The following is a 13667-nucleotide window of genomic DNA, read 5'->3' as shown; positions in this document are numbered from 1 at the left end:
GGAAATCTATACGGCCTTCAGCCAAGCCTGCGTACACTTTATGCTTTCACCAGAGCAGGGAGCAACGGCCCCCGCATTGCGGGCCTGCCCACGAGCTGCGGAACATAACGCTCCAGCAACAACACCAACGGCACGCAGGCCGCCAGACTGGCAAGGGTGAACAGGCACCCTGCAAAGGTAACGGTGAACGGTGTTGCCGTGTAATTCTGCATGAACCACTCGGCAAAGGGACCGTTGAAGAAATGATAGAACACACCGTTCAGGCAGAACAATATCAACCCGTTGCGCCCCATGAACCGGAATATCCCCACCCTGCCGCACAGATTGGCGAGAACAAGCAGCATCATGCTGCCGCACAGGGCCGTGAACATGAACCAGAATACATGCCCGTGGCCGGATAATACGATGACAACCGCATCGAACAGCCTGAACGGGCCTGTATTGAGATTGAAGGTGAACCACACTGCCAGCGCGCATGCCACGAAAACAGGCACCAGAATCAGCCTCTGCACCGGAGCCATGAGTATTCCCCGGCGGCGCAGCAAAACGCCGACCAGATAGAATGAATACACCACAAGCGCTTCATGCAGAAACCAGAAATTCGGTCCGGGCAGGAACTGCACATACAACGTGAGATAATATCCTGAAAGATAGGTAACAACAGCGGCCGCAATCAGCATGGCATCGCTCTTGAGGTACCGGCCCACAACAAAGTGGATAAGCTCCACGGAAAACAGGCAGGCCATGAACCATAAGGGAATGTTGAATACGGGAAATCCCAGCAGTGTTGCAATGCCACCCTGCAGGTACCCCTGCACCGTGGAAAGGTCCACGACCACAAAATGCCCTTTGAAAAGCAGACTCAGCACCACCAGCACCGCGCTGAACACGAAGTATGGCACAAGCCGTGAGGCAACCTGCTTTCGGAAGAAGCGGTTGAGGGGCATGTAGAGCTTGTCAGCATTGAAGATGAAGCCGGACAGCAGAAAGAAAAATGCCATATGAAAGGAGTATATGAGCTTGTAATGCATAGTCGCAGTGGGATCCTTGAGATACATGATGCGCTCTATGATGTGGCCGTAATACACCAGAACTATGCCGAAGAACCGTGCCACATCGGGCATGGGTATCCGGCGCATTGCCAGCTGTTCAGCTCCTCCGTTCATCACTGCTCCCTTTGCTTCTGAGGGTTACCGCCCCGCCGGAACATCCATAGTTCCGGCTATCGGGCCGGACAGCCTTACGAGCCCGGTATCACGTCTGAATACATGCTATACGGACGATATTGTATAACGGTATTGAAGGACTTGTACAATATCAACAGCAAGGCGAAGTGACAGAAGCAGAGATTCTGACCAATAAATCAAACTCCACGCTCCGGAACAGCATATTCCGGAAACAATACGGGAATCACCCCTGCAACGTACTCCCGCGCTTTATGGGGCAGGGGTGATATGATCGACCTGCCCCCTGCCCCTTTCCATCCAGACTTCGACACTGTACAGGCAAGCCGATATGCCTCTGGCAACTTATCATTTTCGCAATGTGACATTGAAATTTTCACTAACGATAAAAAAAGCACATCACGAAACAGGAGCGCCCTCCTCCCATATAAGTCTTCTATCATATTTTCAGCATGTTATAGACAGATCAAGTAATCAAAACTCACTTTCGCCACGATTCACGAGCGAACACGCCTACATTTTCAGGACATTTTTTTTATAACAGTCGACCATATTTGTTGCGATTCTGTTGCAGCTCCCATAACATCAGAGCGGTTGCTCGCTCATAGTGGGGTATACATTGCTTGTTGAGCGGGCCCGCGCAGCGTCCTGAGTGTTTCCGGACGAAACCAAACCCTATGAGGAGTCAATGTATGTTGAGAAAGAGTTTACTGTTTCTGGTACTGGCGTTCGTACTGACGGCCGTTCCAGCGTTTGCTGAAGACTGCCCCAACCGTGGCGAACTTGATTCCATGTATTGTGATGCCAACGGCGATCTCGTTGCCGACATTGCCCCTGCAGGTATCTGCAAGGAGCCGAGCACGCTGGTTTTCACCTACACCCCTGTTGAAGATCCCGCCGTTTACAAAGATGCCTTTGCCGATTTCCAGGCATATCTGGAAAAGGCAACCGGCAAGCGCGTTATCTACTACACCGTGCAGTCCAACGCTGCCGAAGTTGAAGCCATGCGTTCCGGCCGTCTGCACATTGCAGGTTTCTCCACCGGCCCCACCGGCTTCGCAGTCAACCTTGCAGGTTACATTCCCATCGCAGTCAAAGGCTATGCCGACGACATGCAGGGCTACAACCTGATCGTTGTCGTGAAGAAAGACAGCCCCATCCAGACCATGGCTGACCTCAAGGGCAAACGCGTTGCGCACACCTCTGCCTCTTCCAACTCCGGCAACCTTGCTCCCCGCGCCCTCTTCCCCAAGCTGGGCGTTGTTCCGGATCAGGACTACACCGTTGTTTACTCCGGCAAGCATGACCAGTCCGTCATGGGCGTTGCCCACGGCGACTACGATGCAGCTCCCGTTGCTTCCGACGTATATGACCGCATGGTTGCAGCAGGCCGCATCAATGGCGACGACATGCGCATCATCTACCGCAGCCCCAAGTTCCCCACTTCTTCTTTCGGTTACTCCAACCAGCTTTGTGCACCTCTGGTAGCCAAGATCGAAGAAGCCTTCCGCACTTACCGCTTCCCCGAATCCATGCAGAAGACCTTCAAGGGCGCAGACCGCTTCTTCCCCATCACCTACAAGCAGGATTGGCAGGTCATTCGTGACATCGCCGAAGCAACCGGCTCCAGCTACAACGCTGAAGGCCTGAAGCAGATGGCTGAAAAAGAAGCCGCCAAAGAAAAGAAGTAATAACAGGCTATCGGAGAAATCGTGTCTCACGCAATTAGCAAGAACCATAACGGGAACGGGGACAGCCCCCGTTCCCTTTTTGTGGAAAATCTGGAAAAGGCGTACACCAAGGGCAACCTTATCCTTAAGGGGCTGACCTTTGAAGTGCATGGGGAAACCACCGTCGGCATCATCGGCCCCTCCGGCACGGGCAAAAGCACGCTTCTGCGTTGCATCAACCGCCTGATCGAGCCCACCTCGGGCAAGATCATCGTTGCCGGACAGGACATTACCTCCCTGAGCGGTACCAGACTCCGCCTGGCCCGACGCCACATCGGTATGGTCTTTCAGGAATTCAATCTGGTGGAACGCCTTTCCGTCATTGAAAACGTGCTCTGTGGCAGGCTGGGTTACCTTCCTTCCTGGCGCGCGTGGCTTCGCAAATTCCCGCAGGAAGACATCAATCAGGCGTTCAAGCTCATCGATCAGGTGGGTCTGGGCGAATTCGCCACCCAGCGCGCGGACAGCCTTTCCGGCGGCCAGCGCCAGCGCGTGGGTATTGCCCGCGCAATGATGCAGAACCCTGACGTGATCATGGCAGACGAGCCCACCAGCTCGCTGGACCCCAAAACGTCCGTGGAAATCATGGAACTGCTCAAGCAGGTTTCCGCCACGCAGCACATCCCCGTGCTCATCAACATCCATGACGTGAACCTTGCCCAGCGCTTCTGCGACCGCATCATCGGCATGTCGCAGGGCCACATCGTCTTTGACGGTCCGCCCTCTGAGCTGAGCCCCGAACACCTGAAGCAGATTTACGGCGGGGAGGACTGGCTGGCATGACAACCCGTACCGAAACCAGAACGCCTTTCAAGCCCAACTGGGCGGCAAGGCTCGGGTGGCTCGGGGTGCTGGCCTACTGTGTGTACGCCGGCATGTCTCTCGACTTCACCTGGTCACGGTTTATCGACGGGTTGGCAAACGGCGCAAAATTTCTGGGCGAAATGATTCCGCCCAACTTTGAGCGCTGGCGGCTGCTGATCAGCAACCTGGTTGAAACCGTCGAGATTGCCGTCATAGCCTCGGCATTCGGCATTGCCGCCTCGCTGCCCATCGGGCTTTGCGGTGCACGCAACCTGATGCCCGAATGGATGACGTGGCCTTCAAGAACGTTCATTGCAATCTGCCGCTCCTTCCACCCGGTCATCTTTGCCATTCTGTTTGTGAAGGCCGTGGGATTTGGTCCTCTGGCAGGTATTCTGACCCTGATATTCCTCACCATCGGCTTCATCGGCAAGCTGTTCTGTGAAGCCATCGAGGAAATATCGCTCAAACCTGTCGAAGCCATAAAGGCGGCAGGTGCTCCGTTCATGAGCGTGCTCGTATTCGGTGTGCTGCCGCAGGTTTTCAACCGCTTCATCGGTTTTGCCACCTACCAGTTTGACGCGAACCTGCGCAACTCCACCATGGTAGGCATTGTCGGTGCGGGCGGTATCGGCGGAACGCTCTTTGCGGCCTTCCAGCGCTTTGACTACGACTTCCTGGCGGCCATCCTCATAGCCATTATCGCCCTGATTATGGTCAGCGAATACATCTCACTGAAAATAAAGGCGATCTTCAATGACTGATAATGCAACCTGGGAAAGATTCACTCCGGCGCAACGCCTTGCCCGGTTTGCCGTTTATCTCGGGGCCGTATCGCTCTTCGTTGTCTCGTTGAAGACCGTTGAGATCATTCCCGAGTTTCTTTACGACGCTCCCACGCAGCTGCACGACCTGTTCTCGCGCATGTGGCCTGTGGACTTTGCCGCATACAACAGTGAAGGAATCCACAAAGCACTGGTGGAGACCCTGAACATCGCGTCTCTGGGCACCATACTTGCCATTTTCATGGCAATTCCCGTGGGGCTCATGGCGGCAAAGAACATCACCAAAATTCCTGCGCTCAACTGGTTCGGCACGCTGATTCTGGTGTCTTCCCGTACCGTCAACTCGCTGGTATGGGCCATTCTCTTCGTTGCTATCTTCGGCCCCGGCGCCCTTGCGGGCACCATTGCCATTGCCTTCCGATCCATCGGATTCTGCGGCAAGCTCATGGCCGAAGCGCTTGAAGAGGTAAACGAAGGCCCCATCGAGGCACTCAAGGCTGCAGGCGCACCGTGGCCCAGCATCCTGATCAAGGGATACTGGCCGCAGGTGGCTCCGGCTTTCTGGGGTATCTCGCTGTTCCGCTGGGACATTAACGTCCGCGAATCCTCGGTGATCGGCCTTGTGGGTGCTGGCGGCATCGGCGTGGCGCTCGACACGTCTCTCAACCTGTTCCGCTGGCAACAGGTTTCGCTGATACTGCTGTGCATATTTACAGTGGTTATCGTCGCAGAAGTGTTTGTCACCAAGATTCGCCAGAAGATCATCTAATCCATCAAGAACAACTGCATGAAAAACGGGCGTTGCCACATTCGGCTGCGCCCGTTTTCTCTACCGGAGAGACAATGCGTCCATTGAATGACATGCCGGAAGCGGCCCGCAGTGCTATCCGCTTCGTCCTCACCGATATTGACGATACACTCACGTCCGAAGGCCGGCTCCGCGCCGAGGCCTATCTTGCCATGGAACAGTTGCAGGAACATGGTATGAAGGTCATTCCCATCACCGGACGCCCTGCCGGATGGTGTGACCACATTGCGAGGATGTGGCCTGTGGACGCCGTTGTGGGCGAAAACGGGGCATTCTTCTATCGCTACGACAATGCCGCCCGCAAGATGCTGCGCCGCTACTGCAAGGATGAAGCGGAGCGCGCGGCCGACAAGCTGAAGCTAACCGAACTGCAGAAGACCATTCTGCAGGCTGTGCCCGGTGCCGCCATCTCGGCGGATCAGGCATTCCGCGAAGCTGACCTTGCCGTGGACTTTTGCGAAGACGTGCCGCCGCTGCCCAAGGAAGATATTTCCACCATCAAGGCCCTGTTCGAAGCAGCCGGAGCGCACGCCAAGATCAGTTCCATTCACGTGAACGGCTGGTTCGGCGACTACGACAAGCTTTCCATGACTGAAATTCTGTTTCGGGAAGAATTCGGCCTTGAGCTTGCCGACATTCGTGATCAGGTGGTGTTCTCGGGCGACTCGCCCAACGATGCCCCCATGTTCGGCTACTTCCCCCACTCCGTCGGTGTGGCCAATGTGCTCGACTTCCGCGATGAACTGGAGGCCGCCCCCACGTGGGTGACACAGGGCCGTGGTGGAAGCGGCTTTGCCGAGCTGGCACGTTTTCTTCTGGGGAAATAAAGACACAGCCTGCTCCCAAAATGAAAGGCAGGCAGATACGGTTTTTTTTCGAGCTTAAAGGCAGACCTCTGTCTTTCAATACAACAAACGCCATTAAGCCGGGGCTAAAACCACACAAACAAGTTTTATCGCTTACACCGGGGGCAGGAGGATAATCCCCCTGCCCGCCGGAGGCAAATAACACTCAAAATGATTTTTCAATAATTTTAAGGGAGGAACCGCAATTCGGTTCCTCCCTTTTTTCGTGTCATTCAATCCAGATAGCCGGTCAGAAGATCTATCATCTTCTCAATGGGTTCATCTGGGTCCTCACTGTTCTGAATGGCGTCCAGATGGCACCGGACCATATACCGCTTCATGACCTGCTTGCTGGCGGCATGCAACGCCGAACGCGCGGCGCGCACCTGCATGAGGATATCGCCGCACTCTTCGCCGTTTTCGATCATGCGCTGTATGCCGCGAATCTGCCCTTCAATACGCCGCATGCGGACAAGCACATTTTTTCTGAGCCGCTCCTGTTCCATATCCATCCGGTCCATGATATTTGCGGAGTCACCACTGTCGTTGCCGGATTCCGACATGCCCATCTCCTCGGCGGCGTCCGGCATGGCTTCGGGAGGGCATTCCGACCCGCTGCCGTTATCATCCGCCGGTTCGTTCCGGCCATTGTCTGCAACTGAGTGACGCTGCTCCTGGCGCCTTCTGGCCGTTCTCGCAAGAGGTGTTGATGAACGACTCCATGTTTTCTGATGAGACATCGCGCTTATTCCTCCTGTGTACCATCGAACTCTCGACAGCCGTGTTCCGTGGTCTGGCGGATACGGACTGTCTTGCACTGTGCGAGGACGGGCTTGCCGATCTTCATCCCCTGTATAAGGCGGACAAGGGCAACCTTGCCGAGCTATGCGAAAAAATCGCCGAACTGGAACAACTCTGCGACAGCCATGCGGAAGACCGCAGCGGCTTCTGCCAGCTCTGCAGCACGGAATATGTCCGTTTGTTCGTCTCCAACCGGGAAGGCGTGCCGGTGCCGTTATACGCCTCGTGCCACACCGCCGGACATCGCGACCATCAGGTCATGGCTGCTCCCGCCCTTGCCATGCAGCAAAGGCTGAACGCAGTGGGACTGAAGACATCCGGCGAAAGCAACGAGCCGCCGGACCACATATCCATCCAGCTGGAATATCTTTATTATCTTCTCTCCACAGGGTGGCGCGATCACGATGAAATTGCGCTTGAGAATGCCGCTGACTTTGTCAGAAACGACATGCTGCCGTGGGTGGAAGAACTCAAAGCCAAACTTGAAAGCCACGACCGGTGCGGACTGTATGCCGGTACTGCCGGCGTGCTCACCACTCTTCTGAAATACGTGGCGGCCTGACAATTACTCCGTCAGCCCGCGCACCATCTGCACAAAGGCTTCACGTTCACGGTCAGAACCTGCTGCAAGAGCACGCACTATGACGCCCTGTTCAGTCCTTTCCAGAAGACAGGCTGCAGGAGGGGCCGTAATACCCAACCCTTCCAGCAACGTTCCGCTTCTGTCCACAAAGAGCGGAAAGCCGGTCTTTTGCTTCTTCCGGAATGCCGCCACCCTGCGGGCTTCATCGTGCACCGCAATGCCGATAAAACGCAGTAACGGCACCCCGTTATCACCTGACAAGTCTTTTAATTCCAGCTCCTCACGCAGGGCATCCATCTGCGTAAGCTCCCTGAGGCAGTCCGCGCAGAGGCAGTTGAAGAATTGCACGACCACGTAGTGCGCCCTGATGGCGGCGAAACTCATGTGCACCGCGTCTTCGGAAAGACCGAGGTAGCCCCTGTCCGCATGCCCGCCAAGGACGGAGAGGTGCACATCCGTAATCGTCGTTCCGGGGGCCGCACGGCCCGATTCATCGGGCTCTATCTCAGGGTGAGACGCCATCCAGCCCATGAAGCCCTGCGGAAACCTGAAAACCTTCGTAAAACCGGCACGCGCCAACTGGCGCGCTGCAACTGCGCTACGCGTTCACCTGAAGCTGCGGCAATATACGGCCACGGGCCTGTCCATCGTGCCTTCAGCCAGTGCAACAACCTCGGCCAGAGCAGCGGCTATGGCCTGCGCGTCTCCCGCCGCATCAGTGGGAGGAAATTCCACATTATGCGCCCCTGCCACGTGTCCGCCGCGAAATTCGTAATCGGGCCGCACGTCCAGCACCAAAAATTCCGGCCCCACAGTTGCCACGTCTGTTTCCAGCAGATGATAGCCATGCGCCTGTGCCTCGGCCTGCATGTCGGCCCACCACAGGGGCCTTGCCTCCTGCCCCGGAGCGGCGGAAACAACAACGCATACTAGAAGCAACACAAACAGCGGAACTGTGAACCGCCGGAAAACACGCTTCCGGACGCTTGCAGGTTCCGCTCTTAGTCTTTCGAAACGGTCAGGGTCTGGCATTGCCACTCCTCCGCACCGGTCAGCCGGTCGCGCTCATTCTTCGATGAGCAAAAACAAGGGCCGGAGTCATCCTCCGGCCCTTGCCTGACTGTTACTTGTGAACCTTGATTTCGTACGTACCATCCGGATTATACGTGGTTTCGGCCTCGATGTAGAACACATCCTTCATTTCCGGCCGCATGTCGCGCACCATGTAATAGGCTTCGCCGCTGCGGGAGCCCGTTGCACAGACAAATACCACGGGCTTGTCGGCGGGAAGGGATGCAATGTTCTTTTCAAGGGCATCAACTGGAATATTCACGGCATTCTTCATATGGCCCTGCGCATATTCCGCTGCATCGCGCACGTCCACCAGCATGATGCCGGAAGGATTTTCCTTCATCATCTTTTCAAACCAGGCGATATCTACGGAACCTTCCTGCGTTCCGGCCTTCACCGCAACTGCCGCGGCCGCGCCGAACTGTTCCTTCCATGCAGGGTAGCCGGCTTCGGCGATCATGATCTTGGTGTATCCAAGCAGAGCGGCCTTGTCGGCTGACTTGTGGCTCAGGGGACAGGCATAACCGCCGCAGAAGAAGATCAGGGGAACATCCTTGCCTGCGGGCAACACGGCCAGCTTTTCCATGAACTTGGAATCGGGCAGGGAAATGGCGGAAGGAATGGAGCCTTCAAGGAACTTCTTGGTAGGACGGGCATCCACCAGCAGATAGGTGTCGCCGTTGTTCATCATGGCGGCAATAACGTCGATGCTGATACCTGCGGCGTTACCGGCCTTCTTCCAGCCGGGAATGCCTTCCGCATAGACCTTCACGTTCTTGTAGCCCAGAGCCTCGGCCTTCTTGGCGGACTTGTGGCTCAGGGGACAGTGCAGACCACCGCAATAGAAGACAAGAAGCGCGTTCTTGTTTGCGGGAAGCTGCGATACCATCTTGTCGAACTGGGAATCGGGAATGCTCACGGCAGTGGGAATGTATCCCTCGCCGAACTTGTTTGCGGGACGCGAGTCAATGATCATCACGTCCGCAGGTTTGGGAACCTTCACATACTGCTGCACAAAAGCAGTATCCACAATGGCGTGGAACTGCATTTCGGCAGGAATAGGCGTTTCTTCGGCAAATGCACCCGCGGGGATAAGCATAAGCGCCATCACGAATGCGGTGAACAAACATGCCATGCGATTCTTCAACATGGCGGCCCCTGCCCCGTACCGTCTTGCGGTCCTCTGCATAATCACTCCTCTGCCCTCGCGGGCGACAATCTGTACCCACACTGCGCCTGCGGCGCGCCTCTTCCCTGTTTATTCCCCATCTGCGGCACGCGCCTTTTCGCGCTCATACCACAGCCGGTGATGATGTTTTGCATACTCTTCCGGCACCGAGCCGGTGAACATGGAACGAAAACCGGGACGCTCGTCCGGAGAAATGGCAGCCATGTAAATATGCACCAGCAGCCCTGCGAACACCACGCCCACGGCCAGATAATGCAGGGTAACTGCCCAGCTCACGGCCACAGTCGCGTCCGCCGTGAAATAGACATCCGAGAGCAGCATGATCACGCCCGTAACGGCAATCACGATGCCGCCGATAACCGAAACCTGTCCGAAGCCTTTCTGCCCCATGTTATAGTAGCCCTGCGGCAGCAGCGCGGAAGGCTGGCCCATGGCTTTCAGGGCCTTTTCACCCAGCGTCATGAGCACCAGCTTGCGGAACATCCACGGCATGTCCCTGTCGGGACTGACCGCGAACACCTCGCGCAGAAAACAGGCTGCCCCGCGCGGGTTCACCAGAATATAGCCGACAAAGCCGAATATCCATGCAACGCCTATGATCTCGTGCACCAGCAGCAGATTGCCACCTCCACCGACCATGCCTCGCAGAACCTGCGGAAACGCGTCACCGAAGGGATTCAGGGCCGGATTGTGAATAAGCCCCACTCCGGTCACCAGCAACAGGAACCAACAGACAGCGTTAAACCAGTGGATGAAGATATCCGAGCGGTCATGCCTTTTGTACATGCGCATTTCGGCCTCCTATTCCTTGTCCGTTTGCTGTTTGTGCGCCTGCCCTGCCTGCACATCGGAGCCGGTATGCACATCGGGCCCGCTGTCATGGCTGCTATCGTGGCTGCTATCGTGGCCGGAAAGCAACTGGCGACCCAGCATGACGAGCACCCCGAGACCGGAAAGGCCCACAAGAGTCTTGACCACGGGATCCACCACGCCTGTCATGGTCGCCATGGAAGCGGGCATGACCGCCTCGTGCGTCCAGTCCACTGGAGCGGTGGAAGCCAGATAATACATGTGCGGTGCGGTGTTGCTCTTTTGATTGATTACCTGCACCACATGGTCCTTGTGCTGTTCAAGCAGGCGGGCGGCATCCGATTCCGGATTCATGATGTCGCCGAAGACGCGGGCCTTGGTCGGGCAGGTATCCACACAGGCGGGGAGCAGTCCTGCCGCCCTGCGCTCGGGGCAATAATTGCACTTGTCCGCCGTGCGCTTTTGCGGATTGCGGAAGCGCGCCCCGTACGGACAGGCAGGAATGCAGTTCCCGCAGCCGATGCAGAGCGTTTCGTCTATCATCACGATGCCATCTGCATTCTTGTACGTCGCCCCCGTGGGGCAGGCGTCGACGCAGATAGGCGCTTCACAATGCATGCAGGCACCGGGCTGAAAATGCGTTCTGGGCTTGGCACCGGCTGCAAAATCGGGCTCCGAAGCCTTGATCCAGTTCCGGGAGAATCCTTCCGGAGTTCCGTTTGCCACCTTGCACGACACCACGCAGGCCTTGCAGTCGATGCACTTGGCAGAGTCTATCACCATGGCGTATTGGGCTTTTCTCATGACGCCACCTTCCGGGTTACGGTCACAAAGGTTGTGTGCAGCGCAGCGTTACCGGAAATGGCATCCACCTTGTCATCCAGCAGGGCCGAGATGCTCGCGCCCACATTGTGTATGCGGGTAAGACCGGGCGATATGGCGCCGAAGCCGGTGAGCATATACACCGTGTCGGTGCGAATACCCTTGGTAAGCGATGCCTTCAGTTCGCCACGTCCGACAGAGGAGGCAACTTCCACCAATTCGCCGTCTGCTATGCCGAGCGTTTGTGCCGCATCAGGGTGCAGCCACAGCGTATTTTCCGGCATCAGTTCGTGGAGCAGGGCATTATTCTGGGTGGAACCGTGCGTGAAGTAGGCGTTACGCCCCACCACAAGGCGGAACTGGTTGTTCGGCACCTTGGCCGGTGCGGTGTATACCGGCATGGGGTCCAGCCCCATATCCGCATAGCGCTGGTTGAACAGCTCAATCTTCTGACTCAGCGTCTTGTGCGCCTTGCCTTCGTACAAGCCGTATACCTTGGAGGGGTTATAGTAGACCCCATCGCGCCTCAGCGCTTCCATGGCGTCGGGCAGTTCGGCAAATTGTCTTGTACGGTATTCTTCGATGGTAAAATCAAAGTACTCACCCAGATCAAGACGCCCAGCCACGTCCTTGAGAATATCGAATACCGGACGCGATTCGTACAGCGCATTCACCACAGGGTCGCGCACGACCACACAGGCACAGGCGCTTGAGCCTTGCAGTCCGGATGCCGGATCAAGCCGTTCCAGATAGCTGGGAGCAGGCAGCACCAGATCTGCCATGTGTGCGGTATCCGTCATGGCAATGTCCACAACCACGGTAAAATCCATCTGCTCGGCCATGGCTATGGTCTTGGCCCTGTTCGGTGCCGTGGCCATGGGGTTGGTCTTGTAAACGAACCAGCCTTTCAGGGGATAGGGCTCGCCCTTCAGAACAGCGTCCCGAGTCAGAACAAACGAGCCTTCGTGCTCAAACATCATGGGGACGAGACCGGCGTCCACGCGATCCGGGGGATTGTCGTCATACCACGGCGGATCGTACGGCACACCCTTGAGCCCTACCGCACGCGCGGCAAGCAGGCCACCGGGACGGTCCCAGTTGGCCAGTAATGCGTTGGCAATGGCAAAGCTGCGTCTGATCTGGGTGGAATCTTCATAGTCTGAGGTTCTGCGGCCGGGATAGATCATGGACTGCGGTGCCGCCGCAGCCATTTCGCGGGCTATGCGCACGATATCGTCCGCAGGAATGCCGCATTCCGCAGCCGCCCATGCGGGGGTATACTGACTTACATGTCCGGCAAGCTGATCAAGACCGAAGGTTTTTTCCGCCATCCACTCTGCATCATACAATTTTTCAGAGATGATGACGTTGATCACCGCCAGCATGAAGGCCATGTCCGTACCGGGACGAATGGGATGCCATTCGTCCGCCAGTGCCGCTGTTTTGGTATAGCGCGGGTCGAGCACCACCAGTTTGCAGCCCTTTTCCCGCATGGCCGTCATGAGATCCATGGAATCGGGCGTTACAAGCGCTTCAAAACGGTTGGCCCCCACCATGAGGACGTACTTAGAGTTGATGACATCGGCAAAGGGCACCTCGCCAAAGGTATCCAGATAGGCCCTGTTGTTGGAAATAAGGCAGAGCGATTCATGCGAGGTGACGTTGAAGGAACCGAATACCTCTGCGAAACGGGAGACGAACGCAGACTGCATATCCGCACCGGCGCTGAACAAGTACCCGCACGGGGTATACTTGGTGCGGATTTCCTGCATTTTCTCCGCCGTCATGGCAAGGGCTTCATCCCACGGAATGCGCTTCCACTTGCCTTCGCCGCGCTTACCTGCGCGCAGCAGAGGATACTTGAGCCTGTCCGGGTCATACAACTGCGCGACACCGGCGTTGCCTCTGGCGCATAACATGCCGCGTGATTTGGAAAATTTGGGATTGGGGTCAAGTTTGACCACCCTGCCCTGCTGCACCCGCGCGACAAGTCCGCACTTGTTGAAACACATATCGCAGGCTGAAAAATGCGATTCCCATTCGGGCGCAGCCACAGCGGCGCAAGCCTGAGGCGCAAGACCACCGAGCACGGTGCCGCCGGACAAACTTGCTGCGGCAGCCAGACCGGTAGCCTTGAAAAAACTTCTGCGGGAAATCTTCAATTCCCTACCCTCCGACATTGTATGCTCCATACTCTGCAGGACCTTGCGATCCCGAGCGGGCCATCACCATGAC

The 13667-nt window shown here is 56.6% G+C and carries 14 protein-coding genes; 6 read left to right on the top strand and 8 right to left on the bottom strand.

Going from position 1 to position 13667, the window contains the following annotated elements:
• Positions 1–38: 38 nt before the first annotated feature.
• Positions 39–1166 carry an acyltransferase family protein gene (locus HUV30_RS10295; protein WP_174405338.1) on the bottom strand — a complete coding sequence of 376 codons (1128 nt, stop codon included), beginning with the start codon at positions 1164–1166 and terminating at the stop codon, positions 39–41.
• A gap of 710 nt (positions 1167–1876) precedes the next feature.
• Here HUV30_RS10295 and phnD point away from each other — a divergent pair.
• The 5 genes from phnD (at position 1877) to HUV30_RS10270 (ending at position 6138) form a co-directional block, all read left to right on the top strand.
• Complete coding sequence (gene phnD / locus HUV30_RS10290; RefSeq protein ID WP_205245210.1) at positions 1877–2875, top strand: phosphate/phosphite/phosphonate ABC transporter substrate-binding protein; 999 nt, start codon at positions 1877–1879, stop codon at positions 2873–2875.
• Between the two features lie 21 nt (positions 2876–2896).
• Entirely contained in the window at positions 2897–3697 is an 801-nt protein-coding gene (phnC, locus tag HUV30_RS10285) for a phosphonate ABC transporter ATP-binding protein (RefSeq protein WP_243452149.1), read from the top strand.
• On the top strand, positions 3694–4482 hold the full coding sequence (phnE, locus tag HUV30_RS10280) for a phosphonate ABC transporter, permease protein PhnE (protein WP_174405337.1): 789 nt from the start codon (positions 3694–3696) through the stop codon (positions 4480–4482). Before phnC ends, phnE (HUV30_RS10280) begins: the two co-directional genes overlap by 4 nt.
• Positions 4475–5272: a phosphonate ABC transporter, permease protein PhnE gene (gene phnE, locus HUV30_RS10275; protein WP_174405336.1), complete on the top strand. Its 798-nt coding sequence runs from the start codon at positions 4475–4477 to the stop codon at positions 5270–5272. Before phnE (HUV30_RS10280) ends, phnE (HUV30_RS10275) begins: the two co-directional genes overlap by 8 nt.
• A 74-nt stretch (positions 5273–5346) precedes the next feature.
• Positions 5347–6138, top strand: a complete 792-nt coding sequence (locus HUV30_RS10270) for an HAD-IIB family hydrolase (protein WP_174405335.1) — start codon at positions 5347–5349, stop codon at positions 6136–6138.
• A 251-nt stretch (positions 6139–6389) separates the two neighbouring features.
• On the opposite strand, the gene HUV30_RS10265 is transcribed toward HUV30_RS10270, so the two are convergent.
• A complete protein-coding gene (locus HUV30_RS10265) occupies positions 6390–6719 on the bottom strand; it encodes a metal-sensitive transcriptional regulator (protein WP_243452148.1) in 330 nt (109 codons plus the stop codon).
• A 146-nt stretch (positions 6720–6865) separates the two neighbouring features.
• On the opposite strand from HUV30_RS10265, the gene HUV30_RS10260 reads away from it, so the two are divergent.
• On the top strand, positions 6866–7519 hold the full coding sequence (locus HUV30_RS10260; protein WP_174405334.1) for a TorD/DmsD family molecular chaperone: 654 nt from the start codon (positions 6866–6868) through the stop codon (positions 7517–7519).
• 3 nt (positions 7520–7522) lie between these two features.
• Here the strand turns inward: HUV30_RS10260 and HUV30_RS10255 are convergent, their stop codons facing one another.
• From HUV30_RS10255 to HUV30_RS10230, 6 genes are all read right to left on the bottom strand, one after another.
• Positions 7523–8071 carry a TlpA family protein disulfide reductase gene (locus HUV30_RS10255; RefSeq protein WP_174405333.1) on the bottom strand — a complete coding sequence of 183 codons (549 nt, stop codon included), beginning with the start codon at positions 8069–8071 and terminating at the stop codon, positions 7523–7525.
• Between the two features lie 75 nt (positions 8072–8146).
• The gene (locus tag HUV30_RS10250; protein WP_174405332.1) at positions 8147–8482 is read right to left on the bottom strand and encodes a rhodanese-like domain-containing protein; all 336 of its coding nucleotides are present in this window, start codon (positions 8480–8482) and stop codon (positions 8147–8149) included.
• A 181-nt stretch (positions 8483–8663) separates the two neighbouring features.
• Positions 8664–9800, bottom strand: a complete 1137-nt coding sequence (locus HUV30_RS10245; protein WP_243452147.1) for a rhodanese-like domain-containing protein — start codon at positions 9798–9800, stop codon at positions 8664–8666.
• Positions 9801–9869: 69 nt separating this feature from the next.
• Positions 9870–10592, bottom strand: a complete 723-nt coding sequence (locus HUV30_RS10240) for a formate dehydrogenase subunit gamma (RefSeq protein WP_174405331.1) — start codon at positions 10590–10592, stop codon at positions 9870–9872.
• Positions 10593–10601: 9 nt separating this feature from the next.
• Complete coding sequence (locus tag HUV30_RS10235; RefSeq protein ID WP_174405330.1) at positions 10602–11414, bottom strand: 4Fe-4S dicluster domain-containing protein; 813 nt, start codon at positions 11412–11414, stop codon at positions 10602–10604.
• Complete coding sequence (locus tag HUV30_RS10230) at positions 11411–13612, bottom strand: molybdopterin-containing oxidoreductase family protein (protein WP_174405329.1); 2202 nt, start codon at positions 13610–13612, stop codon at positions 11411–11413. The genes HUV30_RS10235 and HUV30_RS10230 overlap by 4 nt, the downstream gene beginning before the upstream one ends.
• Positions 13613–13667: the final 55 nt, after the last annotated feature.

This window comes from Desulfovibrio subterraneus, assembly GCF_013340285.1.
Taxonomy (GTDB): domain Bacteria; phylum Desulfobacterota; class Desulfovibrionia; order Desulfovibrionales; family Desulfovibrionaceae; genus Halodesulfovibrio; species Halodesulfovibrio subterraneus.
Note: the sequence above shows the minus strand (reverse complement) of the source record. Positions and strands in the feature narration are given on the sequence as shown.